A 16,980-nucleotide genomic window follows, 5' to 3' on the forward strand; every position below is an offset into this window, starting at 1 on the left:
GGTGCTCGGCCCGCTCCTCCGGTATCGCGTCCGTGGGGAGCGGGCCGAGGCGTTCGCCCGGCTACGCTTCCGGCCGCCGAGCTGCCCGACGGTCGAGGATCCAGCCGGGGAGCATGACCAGCAGGCCGGCGATCGAACCGATGACCGTCTCGACGAACCGCTCGACGAGGATCGGTCCGTCGAGGGGGATCACGAACGAGAGGCTGGCGAACACCATGACGGTGATGAAGACCAGTCCCGCGGCGTAGGCCCGTACGACGAACAGCTGGGTGAAGAACTGGCAGACGACGATGATCGCGATCACGACGGGAGCTCCGAGCTGCAGCGGCTCGAGCAGCCAGACGATGACCAGCCCGACGGCGGTGCCGATCACTCGTTCGATCGCGTGTCCGGCCGATGGTCGGGCGCGCGCGGGCGCGATCACGCACACGACCGTGAGCACCGCCCAGTAGGGTCGTGAACCGCCGAACGCCGACGCGAGGGCGTAGGCGAGGACCGCGCCGGTCAGATTCTCGGCGACGCTGCGCCACACTCGGGAGTCGCGCAGCGCCGAGAAGTCGATGCGGGGAGTGCGGCTCAGGTCCTTGAAGAACGGACGGGCCAGCGCGTGCGATACGCGCGCGTGCCCCGGCCACGCGCGCCGGACCGCCCAGCCCGAGAGGCTGATCAGCCAGGCGAGCACCGTGGCTCCCGCCGCGACCGCGATGCGGAGCAGGATCTCGGACTCCGGAACCGGGATCGCCGTGCAGACGAGCAAGGCGATGATGTGGAAGAACGGGGGAGCGGGGATCATCCCGATCACCACGTTCGCGGGCACCGCGACCGCCAGCACGATCAGCGTGGCGGCACCGACCGCCGCGATCGGTGCGTCGGTTGCGGAGAGCAGGATTCCCGTGCTGATCGCAGCGAGGATTCCGATCCCCGCGAGACCGACGGTCCGGGCTCGCACCCGATACGGCTCGTTGAACCCGAAGACCGCGCAGAACGACCCGAACATCGCGTACGAGGCGAGGTCGAGTCGCCCGAAGAGCGCGAGGGCGCAGAGCGCGATGCCGAGCGAGAGCGCGGTGCGCAGGGCGACCTCCGCGCCGTGCGCGCGAGGGAGCCACCTCTGGACCTTCTGACGCGTACTCACCCGTCCATTCTTCCGTGAACGCGCGGACGAGAAGACCGGACGGGGAACGACTTGCGTCGTAGGCGGTAACCGGTTACAGTGGATCTGGGATCGCGGTTCGGCGATCTCCAGTCGTGAGGCCTCAACCCCCCCTGGGGCTCCGGCAGGGTGGCCCATGCGTGGCGACGAGGACCCCAGTCTGCATATCCGCATGGGCCACCACTCTTCGAGAGCTATTTCCCCGTGGTGCCTTCGAGCGTCTCGGCCAGGGCTCGCAGGTGCGCGCGGCTGAGGGCTCGTGCGCGGTCCGGATCGCGGTCGGCGATCGCCTCGACGAGGCGGGCGTGCGCTTCGTGGTCCGCGTCGTCTCCGAACGCTCCTCGGGTGCGCAGCATCTCGATCATCGCGTCCCGCAGACGGGGCGTGAATCCGTCGAAGAGTTCGGCGAGGATGGGATTCTGGGCGGCGGCGACCACGCTGCGGTGGAACCCGGTGTCGGCGTCGACGTGCGCGGCGAGCTCGCTGCGACGCTCCGCGCGCAGGCCGAGGGCCCGGCGGATCGCGCGGAGCTCGCCCGGGGTGCGGCGTTCGGCGGCGAGTGCCGCCGCCTCGCCCTCGATCGCGATCCGTGCTTCGATCACCGCGATGATGTCGCTGCGGCGGACGACGGCGTCCCAGCCCTCGGGGGCGTCGAGGGCGGTGACGAACACGCCCGATCCCTGGCGGGAGGCGAGGACGCCGCGGCCGGCGAGCTGGCGGATCGCCTCGCGGACGGTCGATCGACCGACGCCCAGCTGCGGAGCGAGCGTCGTCTCGCCGGGGAGCTTCTCACCGAGGGCCCATTCGCCCGAGCGGATCCGTTCGAGCAGCAGTTCCGCCGCCTGATCGGCCAGGGGTGTGCGTTTCACCTGGGCCATGATCTTCTCATCTCTTCTGCTTGTCTGAGGAGTTGTGCTACTCTCGGCACATGACGTTCCACGGGTTCCTCCTTCTTCGCCGCCGCGGCGGGGACCTGTGCGATCGGCACCCCGCTGCGGAGTGATGCGCTGCGCCGATCGACCAGACCGATCGAAGAAGGAAGCCCAGACGCCATGTCCACGTCAACATTCAACCGCATCGATACGCCCGCCGGGCCCGTACCCGCCGATGCGCCCCACTGGAATCGGCAGCGCCGTTCCCAGATGCCCTCGCATCGGTACCGCGACGCCTATTCCAGGGTCGAGGTTCCCGAGCTCGAGCGCGAATGGCCGGGCCGCCGGCTCACCCGCGCGCCCCTGTGGGTGCCGGTGGATCTGCGCGACGGGAACCAAGCGCTCGCCGAGCCCATGGATCCGGAGCGCAAGCGCCGGTTCTTCGAGCTGATGGTGGCGATGGGGTACACCGAGATCGAGGTCGGATACCCCTCGGCGTCCCAGACGGACTTCGACTTCGTGCGGCTGATCGCCGATGCGGATATCGCGCCCGCCGATGTGACCGTCGTGGTGTTCACGCCGGCGCGGCGCGACCTCATCGAGCGCACTGTCGAGTCGATCCGTGGGATCTCGAACCCGATCGTGATCCATATGTACGCGGCGACGGCGCCGACCTGGCGGGAGTCCGTGCTGCGGAAGGGGCGCACGGAGTTGAAGCGCATGATCCTCGACGGCGCGCGCGATCTGCTGGAGCTCGCGGGCGAGCTGCCGAACGTGCGGTTCCAATTCTCTCCCGAGGTGTTCAACCTCACGGAACCCGACTACGTGCTGGAGATCTGCGACGCGGTGACCGAGCTGTGGGGCGCGACGGCCGAGCGGCCCGTGATCCTGAACCTGCCGGCCACGGTCGAGATCGCCTCGCCGAATGTGTACGCGGATCAGATCGAGTACATGCATCGGAACCTCGCACGCCGGGACGGCGTGATCCTGTCGGTGCACCCGCACAACGATCGCGGCACGGGCATCGCCTGCGCGGAGCTCGCGGTGCTGGCCGGGGCGCAGCGCGTCGAGGGGTGCATCTTCGGGAACGGCGAGCGCACGGGGAACGTCGACATCGCGACCCTCGCGCTGAACCTCCACGCCCAGGGTGTGGATCCGATGATCGACTTCTCGGATATCGACGAGATCAGGCGGACGGTGGAGTACTGCAACCGGATCGAGGTGCATCCGCGGCACCCCTACGTCGGGGACCTGGTGCACACGGCGTTCAGCGGAACCCACCAGGACGCGATCCGGAAGGGGTTCGCGGAGCACCGATCCCGGGCCGCGGCCGAGGGGCGGGCCGAGCGCGAGATCGCGTGGCGGGTGCCCTACCTGCCGATCGACCCGGCCGACATCGGACGCAGTTACGATGCGGTCATCCGGGTCAACTCGCAGTCCGGCAAGGGCGGGATCGCCCACCTGCTCGAGTCCGAGTTCGGGATCGAGCTGCCGCGACGGATGCAGATCGACCTGGCGCGGTACGTGCAGCTGCACGCCGACGCGACCGGCACCGAGGTGACCGCGGCCGAGGTCCACCGGATCTTCCAACGGGTCTATCTCGGTACGGGAGCGGCGGACCGGGGCATCGAACTGGAGGAGTACGAGGTCGCAGAGGTCGCGGGAGCGGCGCGAGCCCGGATGTCGATCCGCGTGGGGGAGACCCGCTCCGTTCACGAACGGACTGCCGAGGGTCCGGTCGAGGCGCTCGTATCCGCGCTCGCCGAGCGGGGAACCGCGCTAGAGGTGCTGGAATTGCACCAGGCCAGCGTGCGCTCGGGGACCGACAGCGAGGCGCTCACGCTCATCGAGTATCGGCACGCCGGAGGGGCCGGCTGGGCCGGTGGGCGGGCGGAATCGGTTCTCTCGGCGAGCCTTGCGGCGGTGATCGCAGCGGCGAATGCGGTCGGCTCCGGATCCTGAGCGCACTCACCGGACGCGCAGCTTCGTCTGGTGGGCTGAAGACCCGAACACCGACAGAGAGGGGCGAACATGGGAATTCTCGATGACGCCAAGGAGACCATCGGCGAGGCGGCCAAGCAGGCCGGACGCGCGGTGGAGGACACCGTCGACAAGGTGAAGGACAAGGCCGAGGAACTGAAGGCCGAGGCCGAGGTGAAGAAGGCGGAGGCCGAGCGCGATTCGGTGAAGGCCCGCAACGAGGCCAAGGATCAGCTCCGCGACTGAACCTGATCGTGCGAACACCCCCGCTCCCGTTTTCGGGAGCGGGGGTGTTCTGCGTTCTCGGGTCGTGCCGGGGATTTCGCCCATCGCCATTCTTTTGCGCGAATCGCTTGACAGCCGGAGCGATCATTCAATAGTGTCTGTATGAATCAAGTCACGAGAGGGAGGTGCGTAAGATGCCTAAGTTTGATATCAAAGTTCCATTCGTCGGGAACTCCTTCGGCTCCGCCGCTCCCTGTGGCTCCTTCTGCCGCATGGCAGATTAGGTCGGCCGCCGCTCCGCTTCCGGGGCCGCGAGGCGACTCGTCACCGAGATCGGCTGGGAACCGTCGGGTTCCGTGATCCCGGACCTTCCGGTGCGCGCCGCACTCCTCGTCCGCATGCGCGCGGGGTGCAGGTGGCGCCGGACCGGGCGGCGGTGAGCTCTTGCTCCCGCTGACCGCGCGGGCGTCCCGCTCGATCGGGGCGTCCGCGCCGGGAACCTGACCCGGCTCGCCGGGTCCCCGGATCGAATCTCGAATCGATGATCCGTTCCGGCGAATTCGCTGCTGCGCGATATCGCCGACCCGAAAAGGGTCTATTCGTCGCGCCGATTTCCAAATACTCCACGCATTCTTCGAAAGAAAGTCACGATCGTGAATTCCACTCTTCTCACCACCGATCGACCCGCTGAGCCGCAATCGGCTGCGCGAGCGGTCGAACCCGATCGCGCCCCGCCTCGGCAGGGCGCCGCGACACCGGAGGTCTGTTCGGGCGCTGAGTCCGCGCGGCGCCGGGCGCTCGAGCGCCGGGAGGCTCAGCTCGCGGCGCAGCGGGCGCGGGCCGAGCACGAGGCGCTCCGCGACGGCTACGCGCCGAGCCTGCACCTCTTCTGATCCGAACGGTCCGACGGCGCGACGCCGAGGATCGTCGCCGGAACGGCGAAGGCCCGTCCGGGAACCCGAGGGTCCCGGACGGGCCTTCGCCGTTCCCGTCCGGGGGCCCGGTGCGTGTCGGTTTCAGCGCGATCCGCCGGGCGGGCCGGCGGTGAGGAGGATCGCGTAGAGGGCGACGACCGCGAGCAGGATCAGCGCCGCGAGCACCCACGGGCGGTGCAGGAACCAGCGCATGAGACGGTCGTACCAGCGATCGTCCCGAGGATCGTCGGTCTGCTCCAGGCGCCAGGAGCCGGCGAGGCGGCCCGAACGGTGCAGCCAGATCTCCGTGGGGATCGTCGCGTAGGGGATCACTGCGCTCGCGATCGCGAGGATCGCGACGCCCGGGTTCCAGCGCTGATGGATCGCGACGAGGATCGCCATCGCGCCGTAGGACAGGAAGACGAAACCGTGGATGCCACCGGCGATCGTCACCACCACCGGGTTGACGCCCGAGGCCCGGGAGATCAGCGCCCCGATCAGCAGGGTCCAGGTGATCGCCTCGGCGATCGCGAGCGAGCGGAACAGGCGGGCTGGTGCGGTGAACAACGGGGCTCCTCGAGTCTCGGCAGTGTCCCAACGCTATCCCGCCGAACCGCCCGATCCTCACGAACCGCTGGGAAGCTCGACACGCGATTGATTGACACTTGACAACCATTTACCGCGGTGTCACTATTGATCGCTCGCAAGCAATTGCACGCCAGTGTCGGCGCCCGTCCCGCGCCAGCGGTGCCGGGCGCCGACCGTTTCCGCACCCCCATCAGAAGGACTGGCAATGTCAGAAACCTCAGCGCAGGCACCGGCCGCTCAGGCCGGCGCGGCCGATGCGCCGAAGCCGATCATGTCGCACCGGCAGATCCTGTTCGTCATCTACGGCCTCATGGCCGGCATGTTCCTGTCGTCGCTCGACCAGACCATCGTCGGTACGGCCATCCGCACCATCGGCGACGACCTGCACGGGCTCGATCAGCAGGCCTGGGTGACCACGGCCTACCTGATCACCTCGACCATCTCCGTGCCGATCTACGGCAAGCTCTCCGACATCTTCGGACGCCGGCCGCTCTTCATCTTCGGCATCTCGGTGTTCATCCTCGGCTCGGTGCTGTCGACGTTCTCGACCTCGATGATCATGCTCGCCGGGTTCCGAGCCTTCCAGGGCATCGGGGCGGGCGCCCTCATGTCGCTGCCGCTCGCGATCATGGCCGACATCCTGGCTCCGCGCGAGCGGGCCAAGTACCAGGGCTACTTCTTCGCCGTGTTCGGCGTCTCCTCGCTCATCGGCCCGCTGGTCGGCGGCCTCTTCGCGGGAGCCGACCAGATCCTCTGGATCGCCGGTTGGCGCTGGGTGTTCCTCATCAACCTGCCGATCGGCATCATCGCGCTCGCGATGGTCATCGCCTTCCTGCACCTGCCCAAGGTCGCGAAGCACGACAATCCGCGGATCGACTGGTGGGGCGCGACCGCGGTCATCGTCGCGCTCGTGCCGCTGCTGCTCGTCGCCGAGCAGGGGCGCGAGTGGGGCTGGGCATCCGCGGGTGCGATCGCCTGCTACGTGATCGGCGGCGTCGGCGCGATCGCCTTCGTCCTCATCGAGATCGCGATGAAGAACGACGCGATCATCCCGATGCGGCTGTTCCGTTCCAGCCCGTTCTCGATGGCGACCGTCATCGGCGTGCTCGTCGGCTTCGGCATGTTCGGCGCCATGATGACGATCCCGCTCTACATGCAGATCGTCATCGGGCTGAACCCGACCGAGTCGGGCCTCGCGATGCTGCCGATGGTGCTGGGCCTCATGATCTCCTCGATGGCCGCCGGCCAGATCACGGCGCGCACGGGGAAGTACGGCTTCTTCCCGCGCACCGGCACGATCGTCACGGCGGCGGGCTTCCTGGTGCTCGCGTTCGTCACCGACACGACTCCGGTCTGGTACCTCATGACGGGCATGTTTGTGGTCGGCCTCGGCCTCGGCCAGCTCATGCAGTCGCTGACCATGGCGAGCCAGAACGCGGTGGAGGCGCCCGACATGGGCGTCGCGACCAGCGCCGCGACCTTCTTCCGTCAGATCGGCGGCACGCTCGGCACCGCGATCATGCTGTCGGTGCTGTTCACGCTGCTGCCGACCAATATCCAGCACGCGACCGCCGACCGGCACACGCTCGACGCCGGACTCAATGCCGCCCTGAACCCCACGGTGGCGAGCGCCCCGGCGAACCGGGCGATCATGGACCAGATGTGGAACCCGATCGTCGACCCGATCAAGAAGAACGTGCAGGCGCAGCTCGATGAGGGCTCCGCGAAGGCGAAGGCCGCCGCGGGCGAGGCCGTGACGAAGGCGGTCACCGAGAAGGTGCAGCAGGGCGTCTCCGCCGGAGCGATCCCCGCGGAGGCCGCGCAGACGGTCATCGATCAGCAGGTCGCAGCGGCCACCCCGGCCGCGGAAGAGCAGGCGCTGCAGGCGGTCGCCGACAAGGCGCACGCCAGCGTGGCCGACGGCAAGGTGTCGGTCGACTGGAGCAATGCCTCGCAGCGCGACTACTGGAGCGCGCAGCTCTCGAAGACCCTCTCGAAGGAGATCGACAAGAAGGCCTCCGGCGGGTCGAACGGGTCCAGCGCCTCGACGAGCGACACCTCGTTCCTCAACGGCGCCGACCCGCGGCTGAGCAAGCCCTTCATGGTCGGCTTCACCGAGGCGATCGTCGTGATCTACTGGATCGGTTTCGGCGTGCTGCTGCTGGCGTTCGTGCTCAGCTGGTTCTTCAAGGCCCCGCCGCTGCGGCGCACCTCGGCTCTGCAGGAGCAGGCCGACGCCGCGGGGAGGACCGAGACCGGGACCATCCGGGTGCAGGGCGTCTGAACCCGGCTCCGGTTCGCACCGAGGGGCAGTGGATCGCGGATCCACTGCCCCTCGGCGCATCGTCTTCGATATTGGTTGCGAATCCATCGTTTGACAACCGGATCGGTTGCGATATGCTCGAATGGCTGGCGTAACCGCGTGCAACGAGGCGGGTCCGAAGCGACTTCTCAGCGGGCCGGCAATCATTTGGAGTGATACCCGTGACCGCGACCGGCCACATCTCCGACGCCCCGGCGTCGACCCGTCCCACCCGTCGGCTGCGCTACTTCCAGCAGCGTCCGCGGCTGCGCCGCTTCGTCTACGTCGCGGGTTACGAGGGCCTCAGCGTGCTCTGCACGGTGCTCGTGCTGAACGGCCTGCTCGGCCACGGCGGCGGGCAGTCCACGTTCACCGCGATCCTGCTGTCGACCACGGCGACCGTGTGGAACTACATCTGGAACACGATCTTCGAGAGCCTCGAGCGCCGCGTCGGCACCGAGGGACGCGGACCTGCCGCACGCGCGATCCACGCGATCGGCTACGAGGGCGGTGCGCTGCTGTTCACGGTGCCCATCGTGACGATCGTGCTGGGCGTGACCCTGCTCGAGGCCGTCGTCATCGAGGCCAGCATGCTGGTCTTCTTCCTCGTGTTCACGGTCGTGTACGCCTGGGCGTTCGACCGGGTCTTCGGTCTGCCCGCCTCCGCGCTCGGCGGCGAAGCCGCGTGAACTACGATGGGTCGGCGTGACGCCGACCCCACTGGAGCTGCCCGCGCCCTGGACGGACCGCGGAGACGATTTCGTCCTGCGGATCAGCGCGGTGGACCTCGGGGTGCTGCGCGCCCCGCGCCGTCTCGCGACCTGGGCCGGGGTGCTCCTCGCGACGCTGCTGCTCGCGCTCGTGATCGGCCTCCCCGGCGGGGACTGGGCGGTGGCGTTCGGAACCGCCGTGTTCATCGGGGCGTCGACCGGCATCGTGCTCTACCTGGCGACGTTGCGGACCCAGAGGCGCATCCTCGAGCTCGCGTTCGGTCCCGACGCGGTGCGCGTCGGAACCGAACACGAGGGCGAGTCCGGCGGCGCGAGGAGCGGCACGACCGCGATCCCGTACCGGGAACTGCGCCGGCTGCTCATCGCCCACGACGGCGCACCGACGCGGATCCGCATCGCGACCGACGCGGGGACCCGCCGCTGGACGATCGGCCAGCTCTATCGGCACAACCGCGTCGAACCGTTCATCGACGAGCTGCCTGGGCCGCTCGTCGAACGCCTGCGGAACGCGGGGCTCGTCGGCGGAACCGCGGTGCGGCGCGGGGTCCGCGTCACGGATTGGCGTCCGCGGCGCCGGTGACGCGAGGCCTCGGCCGGGCGGATGTCGGTGGTCCCGCATACCCTGCGCTCATGGGACGAATCATCTTCGACACGGCGACCGCACTCAACGGCTGGATCGCGGACCGCGACAACTCGCTCGACTGGCTCTTCGCGGTCGAGAACGGCGATGCACCCGCCGACGGGCTCTGGCCCGCCAGTGCGCAGGTGCTCGTCGAGGGCTCGACCACCTACGAGTGGGTGCTCGAGCACGAACGGCTGCTCGAGCAGCCCGAACGCTGGGCGGAGCTCTACGGCGACAAGGTCACCTTCGTGTTCACCTCGCGCGAGCTCCCCGTGCCCGCGGGCGCCGATGTGCGCTTCCTCTCGGGCGACGTCTCCGCGGCGCTACCCGAGATCCGCGCGGCCGCGGGCGACGGCGACATCTGGGTGGTGGGTGGCGGCGAGCTCGCCGGCCAGTTCCTCGATGCGGGCGCGCTCGACGAGATCGCGCTCTCGGTCGCGCCGGTCGCACTCGACGGCGGTGCCCCGCTGCTGCCGCGACGGCTCGACTCCGACCGCCTGCGCCTGCGTTCGGCGCGCGCGGTCGGCCAGTTCGCCCGGCTCGTCTACGACGTGCGGCCGATCACGGGCTGACCGCCTCGGGCGGGTTCGCCGTGAGCGTGCGCACGGCGGTTCCCAGCTCCGCGCGGCGAGCGTAGGGTGAGGGCATGGCACGCATCGTGATTTTCGGAGGACACGGCAAGATCGCGCTGCTCGCGGCGCCCCTGCTGACCGCGCGCGGCGACACGGTCACCGCGGTGATCCGCAATCCGCAGCACGCGACGGAGGTCGCGGCGACGGGGGCGATCCCGCACGTGGCCGACGTGGAACAGCTCGACGCGCACGGCATCGCCGAGATCCTCGTGGGGAACGACGCCGTCGTGTGGTCCGCGGGTGCGGGCGGGGGCGATCCCCGACGCACGCTCGCGGTCGACCGCGACGCGGCGATCCGTTCGATGGAGGCGGCGCAGCTCGCGGGGGTGCCCCGCTACGTCATGGTGTCGTACTTCCGGTCCTCACCCGAGCACGGGGTCCCTCCCGAGAACTCCTTCTTCCACTACGCGGAGGCCAAGGCCGCGGCCGACGAGCACCTGTGCGCGTCAGCTCTCGACTGGACGATCCTCGGCCCCAGCGCGCTCACGCTCGGCGAGGCGACCGGGCACATCGACGTCCGCGCCACCGAGTCCGGCGACGTCTCCCGCGCCGATGTCGCCGCCGTGATCGCGGCGACTCTCACCGATCCGTCCACGGTGCGCAAGACGATCCGCTTCAACTCCGGGCAGACGCCGATCGCGGAAGCGCTCGGCGCGGCCGAATAGCGAGGGCGTTCCGCCTGCGGGCGCTACACCCGGCAATCACCGGGCGCCGGGCGCTCTACTCAGCGGGCCAGTCCACCGCATCGTCGTACTCCGGATGCTTGCGCAGCCAGGCGGCGACGTAGGGGCACAGCGGCACGATCCGTTTGCCCGAGGCACGCACCTCGGCGAGCGCCTCCGAGACGAGGCGCGAGGCGAGGCCCTGTCCCGCGAACTGCGAGAACGTCTCGGTGTGCACGAAGAGCAGCCGCTGCCCGGCGTCCCGGGGCAGGTACTCGGTGAAGCCGGCGAGCTCTCCGCCGACGGTGACCGCGTAGCGGCGCTGCTCGGGCTGGTGCACGACGCGGACCTCGGCGGCGGACGCTTCGGGGTCTGCGCGCTGCGGTTCGGGCGCGGTGTTCGGATCCTGGACCATTGCGGCTCCCTTCGAGACGATACTGCCGGCGGGCGCACCCGGCTGAGCCCGTGGAACCAAGCGGGTGAGCGGCAGCACCGGAGCGGGGAGCGGCGGCTCCGGCTCTCCGTCGGGCAGCCCGAACGGGTCGTCCGGCGCAGCGCCCTCGATCGTGCGCTGCCAGTCGGCGCGCGCCCGCTCCACCTCCTCGTGGGTGCGCCCCACGAAGTTCCACCACATGACGATCCGCTCGGCGAACGGCTCGCCGCCGATCAACAGGATCCGTGCGCCCGAGTCTCCCGCGCGCACCCGCAGGACGGCCTCGCCGACGGGGGAGAACCCGAGCTCGTGCGCCTCCAGCGGATGCTCCGGATCCGATGCGGGGTCGGGATCCGATGCGGGGCCCGCAGCGGATCCGTCCGTGCCGGTGCCGTCCGAGGCGCCGCGCGTGATGCGCACGGAGCCCTGATCCACGAGCACGCCGTGCTCGTGCGCCGGGTCGACCGGCAGCTCGACCGAAGCGCCCGGGTCGAGGGTGATCTCCGCACCGACCAGCGGCGTGTGCGTGGGGACGGGGGACGTCTCGCCGAGCAGGGAGCCGAGGAACACGCTCGCCCGCCATCCCTCGCCCGCGCGCACGGGTGGGGCGTAATGGTCGAACCGCCGTTCGCCGTGCCGGGCGGACTCGGGGAGCGCGATCCAAAGCTGCGCCCCGTGCAGGATCGAGGTGTCCGGGGTCGAGCGTTCGGAGTGGCTGATGCCGCTGCCCGCGGTCATGAGGTTCAGTTCGCCGGGACGCACCATCGCGTGGGCGCCCGAGCTGTCGCGGTGCTCGATCTCGCCCGTGAACAGCCAGCTCGCGGTCTGCAGCCCGGTGTGCGGATGCGCGGGCACGTTCATGCCGCCCGTCGCATCGACCGCGTCGGGGCCGTAGTGGTCGAGGAAGCACCAGGCGCCGATCAGCGAGCGCTGCCGCTGGGGCAGCGTGCGGCGCACGGTCATCGCGCGGACGCCGCCGAGCGGGACCGCGCGCGGCTCGAGCACCTCGATTCCCGCGGGAGCGGGCCCCGCCGTGCAGACCCGCTCCAGGGGCTCGGGATCCTGGTCGCTCATGCGGTGCTCCGTTCTGCTCCTACGCGCGCTGCCGCGCCGTCGTCCGTTGCGTTCGAACCGGTCGGCCGGGGATCGACCCTGCCCGAACCGGTCATGACCGGGCCGCGATGTCGCGACCCGCCGCTCTTCCCGAGAACAGGCAGCCGCCCAGAAATGTTCCCTCGAGCGCGTTGAACCCGTGCACGCCGCCCCCGCCGAAGCCCGCGGCCTCGCCGACCGCGTACAGGCCGGGCACGACGGAACCGTCCGCGCCGACCGCGCGCGAACCGAGATCCGTCTGGATCCCGCCGAGCGACTTGCGGGTGAGCACGTGCAGCTTCACGCCGACGAGCGGCCCGGCCGCGGGGTCGAGGATCCGGTGCGGCGCCGTCGTGCGGGTCAGCCGGTCGCCGAGGTAGCTGCGCGAGTTCCGGATGCTCATCACCTGAGCGTCCTTCGAGAACCGGTTCTCGATCTCGGCGTCGCGTTCCCGCACGACGCGCGCGACGGCATCGGGATCGAGCAGCGGTTCGTCGGTGAGCCCGTTCATCAGCCCGACCAGTTCGGGCAGGGTCTCGGCGACGACGAAGTCGGGACCGCGGTCGAGGAACGCCTGTACGGGCCCCGGGGCTCCGCGCCCGACGCGGGTCTTGATCAGCAGTTTGCGGTCGCGATTGGTCACATCCGGGTTCTGCTCGGACCCGGACAGCGCGAACTCCTTCGCGGCCATGCGGCTCGTCACGATGAACCAGGAATGATCGTGCGGGGCGATCGCGGGATCCGTGCGGAGCATCCGCAGGGTGCCGAGTGTGTCGTGGCCGGGGAGCGCCGGAGGAGGCAGCCGTCGCCCGATCGCGTCGAGCCAGAGGGGCGATGGGCCGGGCAGGATGCGGATCGCGTGCCCCGGCCAGACCGGAGCCCAGTTGCGGACGCCCTCCGTGTAGTGCCACATGCGGTCGCGGTTCACGAGCCGGGCACCGGCGTCCTCGGCGATGCCGAGCATGCGCCCGTCGACGTACGCGGGAACCCCGGTCACCATCTCGCGAGGCGGGGTGCCGAGTCGTTCGGGCCAGTACCGGCGCACGAGGTCGTGGTCGCCGCCGATGCCGCCGCTCGCCACGACGACGGCCCCGGCGCGCAGTTCGAAGTCGCCGATGCGGTCGCGATTGGATGCGGTGCCGCGGGCTCCCGCGTGCGGGGCGAGGATCGTGCCGGCGACGCCCACGACCGTGCCGTCCTCGACGAGGAGCCGGTCGACCCGGTGGCGGTGGCGGATCTCGGTCGTCCCGTGCTCCACGGCTTCGAGCGCGGCCGCGACGAAGGGATTCACGACGCCGGTGCCGGTGCCCCAGGAGACGTGGAACCGGGGCACAGAATTACCGTGCCCGCCCGCGCGCAGGTCGCCGCGTTCGGCCCAGCCGACCATGGGGGTGAGATCGATCCCCGCTTCCCGAATCCAGTCGCGCTTCTCGCTCGCCGCGAACTCGACGTAGGCTCGTCCCCATTTCGACGCCCAGTCGTCCTCGGCCGCGGAGCCGTCGTCGCCGGGGGCGAAGCGGTCCCACTGCGCGCTGCCCTGCCAGTCCTGCCAGGCGAGGTCGAAGGAATCGCGCACGCCGAGGCGGCGCTGCTCGGGGGAATCGACGAGGAAGAGTCCGCCGAAGGACCACCAGGCCTGTCCGCCGAGGTCCTGCGCCCCCTCCTGGTCGAGGATGAGCGTGCGCAGTCCCGCCCGCGCGGTCTCCCGCGCCGCGACCAGGCCGGAGAGCCCGGCCCCGATGATGATGACGTCAGCGTCCATGGCCCGAGTCTAGGAGCAAAGCGTGGGCGGTGGGCGATCGAGGATCGCCCACCGCCCACGGTACGGAATGGTCCGGTTACTCGACGAGCTTGCCCTGCACCGAGTCGTCGGCGTCGGCGTACGCGAGCTCACGGAACGAGTCGGGGGCCTCGGGCAGCGCTTCGAAGACCGGGCCGCCCTCGGGGGTCCAGACGAAATTGCCGCGCAGCGCCTCGCTCTGCTCCGGGAAGTCGGAGCGGTTGTGGCAGCCGCGGGTTTCGCGGCGCTCGACCGCGCACTCGAGGGTGGCGCGGGCGGCGAGGAGGGAACCGGCCAGGTCGAACGCGTGGGCGAGGTCGTCGAAGCCGGCGATGTCGGGGTGCGCGGTGACCCGGGAAGCGCGGTCCTCGAGCTCGGCCAGCTTCGCGAGCCCGGCGTTCAGACCTGCCTCGCTGCGGACGACGCCCGCGTGCTCGGTCATGAGGTCGCGCACGGCGCGCTGGAGCAGGCGCGGGCTCTCGGCCGCGGCGTCGGCGGCCTTCGCGGTGCGGCCCGAGGCGTCCTGGCCGAGCAGGCGCTGCATCTCGGTCCGGGCCTCGGCGACGGCGGCGGGGTCGCGGTGCACGTCGGTGATGCCCGAGACGTACTCGGCGGCGTCGGTGCCGGTGATGCGGCCGTAGACGAGCAGCTCGATGAGGGAGTTGCCGCCGAGGCGGTTCGCGCCGTGCAGGCCACTCGACGCCTCGCCGATCGCGTAGAGGCCGTCGACGCCCGTGCCGTGATCCTCGGGGCGCACCCAGACGCCGCCCATCGAGTAGTGCGCGGTCGGGGCGATCTCGATCGGCTGTTCGGTGATGTCGAGCATCTGCAGGTCGATGAGGTTGCGGTAGACGCGGGGCAGCTTCGAGAGGATCTGCTCGCGGGGGAGGTGCGAGACGTCGAGGTAGACGCCGCCCTTCTCGGTGCCCCGCCCCTCGGTGATCTCGGTGTAGCTCGCGAGCGCGACGCGATCGCGCGTCGAGAGCTCCATGCGCTCGGGGTCGTAGCGTTCCATGAACCGCTCGCCGAGGGCGTTGCGCAGGATCCCGCCCTCGCCGCGGGCGGCCTCGGAGACGAGCAGGCCGGCCGCGTCCGCGGGCTCGAGGATCCCGGACGGGTGGAACTGCACGAGCTCGGCGTCGCGGATCCTGCCGCCCGCGAGAGCGGCGAGGCGGAACGAGTCGCCCGTGTTCTCGTCGCGGCGGGAGGAGGTGTTGCGCCAGATCCGGGTGTGACCGCCGGCGGCGAGGATCACGGCGTCGGCGTGGATCACCACGGGCGAGCCGTCGACGATGTCGAAGCCGTACGCGCCGAAGATGCGACCGTCGCTGACGAGCAGGCGGGTGATGTAGACGGTGTCGATGATGGGGACGTTCAGCTCCCGTGCGCGGCGCATGAGGGTGCGCTGGATCTCGAGGCCGGTGTAGTCGCCGGCGTACGCGGTGCGGCGGTACTTGTGCGCACCGAAGAAGCGCTGGCTGATGCGTCCGTCCGCCTCGCGCGCGAAGGGCATCCCCCAGCGCTCGAGGTCCTCGATGCCGCGGGCAGCGTTGCGCGTGACCACCTCGACGATGGCCGGATCGGCGAGGAAGTACGACTCGCGGAGCGTGTCGGCGGCATGCTGCTCCCAGCTGTCCTCGGGGTCCATAGTGCCGAGTGCGGCGTTGATGCCGCCCGCTGCGAGCGTGGTGTGCGCGTCGTGCGCGCGGCGCTTGCCGACGGCGAGCACCTGCACGCCGCGCTCGGCGAGTTCGATCGATGCGCGGAGGCCGGCTCCGCCGGTGCCGATGACGAGGACGGAGGTGGCGAGGATGCGCTCGGTGCGGGTGCCGGAGGCGGGTGTCGTGTTCATGGAACTCACGCTAGATTCGCCCAGGCGATTACTCCAATGAATAGATTTCATGATGATGATGCACGTAGGCTATCGCCATGAATCTGGAGCAGTTGCGCGGTTTCGCCGAGGTCGCGCTGACGGGGCATTTCACGCGCGCGGCGGAGCACCTGCATCTGGCGCAGCCGTCGCTGAGCCGTCAGATCGCGACGCTCGAGTCCGATCTCGGTGTGGAGCTGTTCCATCGGGCCCGAGGGAACGTGACGTTGACGGCCGCGGGGGAGCGGCTGCTGCCGATCGCGAAGCGGATGCTCGCGGATGCGGAGGCGGCGCGCGGAGAGATGGCCGAGCTCGCGGGGCTGCGTCGGGGCCGGATCCGGCTGGGGGCGACGCCGACGCTCTGCACGAGCCTGGTGGTGGAGGTGCTGGTGGAGTTCCGGGAGCGGTATCCCGGGGTGGACGTCGAGATCCTGGAGCGGGGTTCGCGGAGTCTGATCGAGGCGCTTCTCGAGGGGACGCTCGATCTCGCTCTGATCGTGACGAGCGTCGGTTCGGGTGCGGCGCGCGCGGTGCTCGAGCGCGAGGCGGTGCTGAGCGAGCGGCTCGTGCTCGTGTCGTCCGCCGCGGAGCCTTCGCCGGTGCGGGGAGTGACCGCGACGCTCGAGGAGGTCGCGGCGTTGCCTCAGGTCGGGTTCCCCGAGAACTACGATCTGCACGCGTCGATGACCGCCGCGTTCCGCGCCGCGGAGTTGGAGCCGGTCACCGCGGTCTCGGGGGCGGAGATGGACGCTTCGCTGCGCTTCGTCGAGCGGGGCCTGGGTGTCGCGGTGGTGCCCGCGATGGTGGCGATCGAGCGCCCTGGACTGCGCGCGATCCCGCTGGCCGGAGCGGAGTTCTCGCGCACGGTCAGCCTGGCGCGCCGCGCCGATATGGCGCCGACGCACGCGGCCGATGCGATGCAGCGCATGATCGAGGAGGTGGCGGTCTCGATCACGGCTCCCGGTGCGCCGGCCGCGCCGTTCGTCGCGCTGGAGGCGCGCAGACGGGGGTGAACGGTGCCCGCGTGTCGCCGTGTTCGCGCGCGGAGAAACCCCCAGGATTCGTTTGGTTCAGTACGGTTTCGGGCTCCCTCGGTTGGTTGCAGCTTCACGTTGAATCGGCGT

At 70.3% G+C, this 16,980-nt stretch carries 15 protein-coding genes; 9 read left to right on the forward strand and 6 right to left on the reverse strand.

Annotation, left to right across the window (positions count from 1 at the left end; all coding sequences use genetic code 11):
• Positions 1–61: 61 nt before the first annotated feature.
• Both BMH31_RS03785 and BMH31_RS03790 read right to left on the reverse strand, forming a co-directional pair.
• Positions 62–1,135 carry an FUSC family protein gene (locus tag BMH31_RS03785; protein ID WP_099724377.1) on the reverse strand — a complete coding sequence of 358 codons (1,074 nt, stop codon included), beginning with the start codon at positions 1,133–1,135 and terminating at the stop codon, positions 62–64.
• A 212-nt stretch (positions 1,136–1,347) separates the two neighbouring features.
• Positions 1,348–2,031, reverse strand: a complete 684-nt coding sequence (locus BMH31_RS03790; RefSeq protein ID WP_099724376.1) for an FCD domain-containing protein — start codon at positions 2,029–2,031, stop codon at positions 1,348–1,350.
• A 174-nt stretch (positions 2,032–2,205) separates the two neighbouring features.
• On the opposite strand from BMH31_RS03790, the gene BMH31_RS03795 reads away from it, so the two are divergent.
• The 3 genes from BMH31_RS03795 (at position 2,206) to BMH31_RS03805 (ending at position 5,123) form a co-directional block, all read left to right on the forward strand.
• Entirely contained in the window at positions 2,206–3,987 is a 1,782-nt protein-coding gene (locus BMH31_RS03795; protein WP_099724375.1) for a 2-isopropylmalate synthase, read from the forward strand.
• 69 nt (positions 3,988–4,056) lie between these two features.
• On the forward strand, positions 4,057–4,251 hold the full coding sequence (locus BMH31_RS03800) for a hypothetical protein (protein ID WP_099724374.1): 195 nt from the start codon (positions 4,057–4,059) through the stop codon (positions 4,249–4,251).
• Positions 4,252–4,883: 632 nt separating this feature from the next.
• Positions 4,884–5,123 carry a hypothetical protein gene (locus BMH31_RS03805; RefSeq protein WP_099724373.1) on the forward strand — a complete coding sequence of 80 codons (240 nt, stop codon included), beginning with the start codon at positions 4,884–4,886 and terminating at the stop codon, positions 5,121–5,123.
• Between the two features lie 123 nt (positions 5,124–5,246).
• On the opposite strand, the gene BMH31_RS03810 is transcribed toward BMH31_RS03805, so the two are convergent.
• A complete protein-coding gene (locus tag BMH31_RS03810) occupies positions 5,247–5,711 on the reverse strand; it encodes a DUF3817 domain-containing protein (protein WP_099724372.1) in 465 nt (154 codons plus the stop codon).
• A 226-nt stretch (positions 5,712–5,937) separates the two neighbouring features.
• Here BMH31_RS03810 and BMH31_RS03815 point away from each other — a divergent pair, with 226 nt between their 5' ends.
• The 5 genes from BMH31_RS03815 to BMH31_RS03835 all read left to right on the forward strand — a co-directional run bounded on the left by BMH31_RS03815 (position 5,938) and on the right by BMH31_RS03835 (position 10,684).
• Entirely contained in the window at positions 5,938–8,016 is a 2,079-nt protein-coding gene (locus BMH31_RS03815; RefSeq protein ID WP_241898120.1) for an MDR family MFS transporter, read from the forward strand.
• A gap of 200 nt (positions 8,017–8,216) precedes the next feature.
• Positions 8,217–8,723, forward strand: coding sequence for a PACE efflux transporter (locus BMH31_RS03820; protein WP_158234945.1), 507 nt, complete (start codon positions 8,217–8,219; stop codon positions 8,721–8,723).
• A gap of 16 nt (positions 8,724–8,739) precedes the next feature.
• On the forward strand, positions 8,740–9,345 hold the full coding sequence (locus BMH31_RS03825; RefSeq protein ID WP_099724370.1) for a hypothetical protein: 606 nt from the start codon (positions 8,740–8,742) through the stop codon (positions 9,343–9,345).
• 50 nt (positions 9,346–9,395) lie between these two features.
• Complete coding sequence (locus tag BMH31_RS03830; RefSeq protein ID WP_099724369.1) at positions 9,396–9,959, forward strand: dihydrofolate reductase family protein; 564 nt, start codon at positions 9,396–9,398, stop codon at positions 9,957–9,959.
• 74 nt (positions 9,960–10,033) lie between these two features.
• Complete coding sequence (locus BMH31_RS03835) at positions 10,034–10,684, forward strand: SDR family oxidoreductase (RefSeq protein ID WP_099724368.1); 651 nt, start codon at positions 10,034–10,036, stop codon at positions 10,682–10,684.
• Between the two features lie 55 nt (positions 10,685–10,739).
• Here the strand turns inward: BMH31_RS03835 and BMH31_RS03840 are convergent, their stop codons facing one another.
• From BMH31_RS03840 to BMH31_RS03850, 3 genes are all read right to left on the reverse strand, one after another.
• Positions 10,740–12,188 carry a bifunctional pirin family protein/GNAT family N-acetyltransferase gene (locus tag BMH31_RS03840; RefSeq protein ID WP_099724367.1) on the reverse strand — a complete coding sequence of 483 codons (1,449 nt, stop codon included), beginning with the start codon at positions 12,186–12,188 and terminating at the stop codon, positions 10,740–10,742.
• Between the two features lie 91 nt (positions 12,189–12,279).
• Entirely contained in the window at positions 12,280–13,968 is a 1,689-nt protein-coding gene (locus BMH31_RS03845; RefSeq protein WP_099724366.1) for an FAD-binding dehydrogenase, read from the reverse strand.
• 76 nt (positions 13,969–14,044) lie between these two features.
• The gene (locus BMH31_RS03850; RefSeq protein WP_099724365.1) at positions 14,045–15,838 is read right to left on the reverse strand and encodes an FAD-dependent oxidoreductase; all 1,794 of its coding nucleotides are present in this window, start codon (positions 15,836–15,838) and stop codon (positions 14,045–14,047) included.
• A 77-nt stretch (positions 15,839–15,915) separates the two neighbouring features.
• Between BMH31_RS03850 and BMH31_RS03855 the strand changes: the two genes are divergently transcribed.
• Complete coding sequence (locus BMH31_RS03855) at positions 15,916–16,869, forward strand: LysR family transcriptional regulator (RefSeq protein ID WP_099724364.1); 954 nt, start codon at positions 15,916–15,918, stop codon at positions 16,867–16,869.
• Positions 16,870–16,980: the final 111 nt, after the last annotated feature.

The sequence above is a fragment of the Leucobacter sp. OLIS6 genome, from assembly GCF_002752355.1.
In the GTDB taxonomy this organism is placed as follows: domain Bacteria; phylum Actinomycetota; class Actinomycetes; order Actinomycetales; family Microbacteriaceae; genus Leucobacter.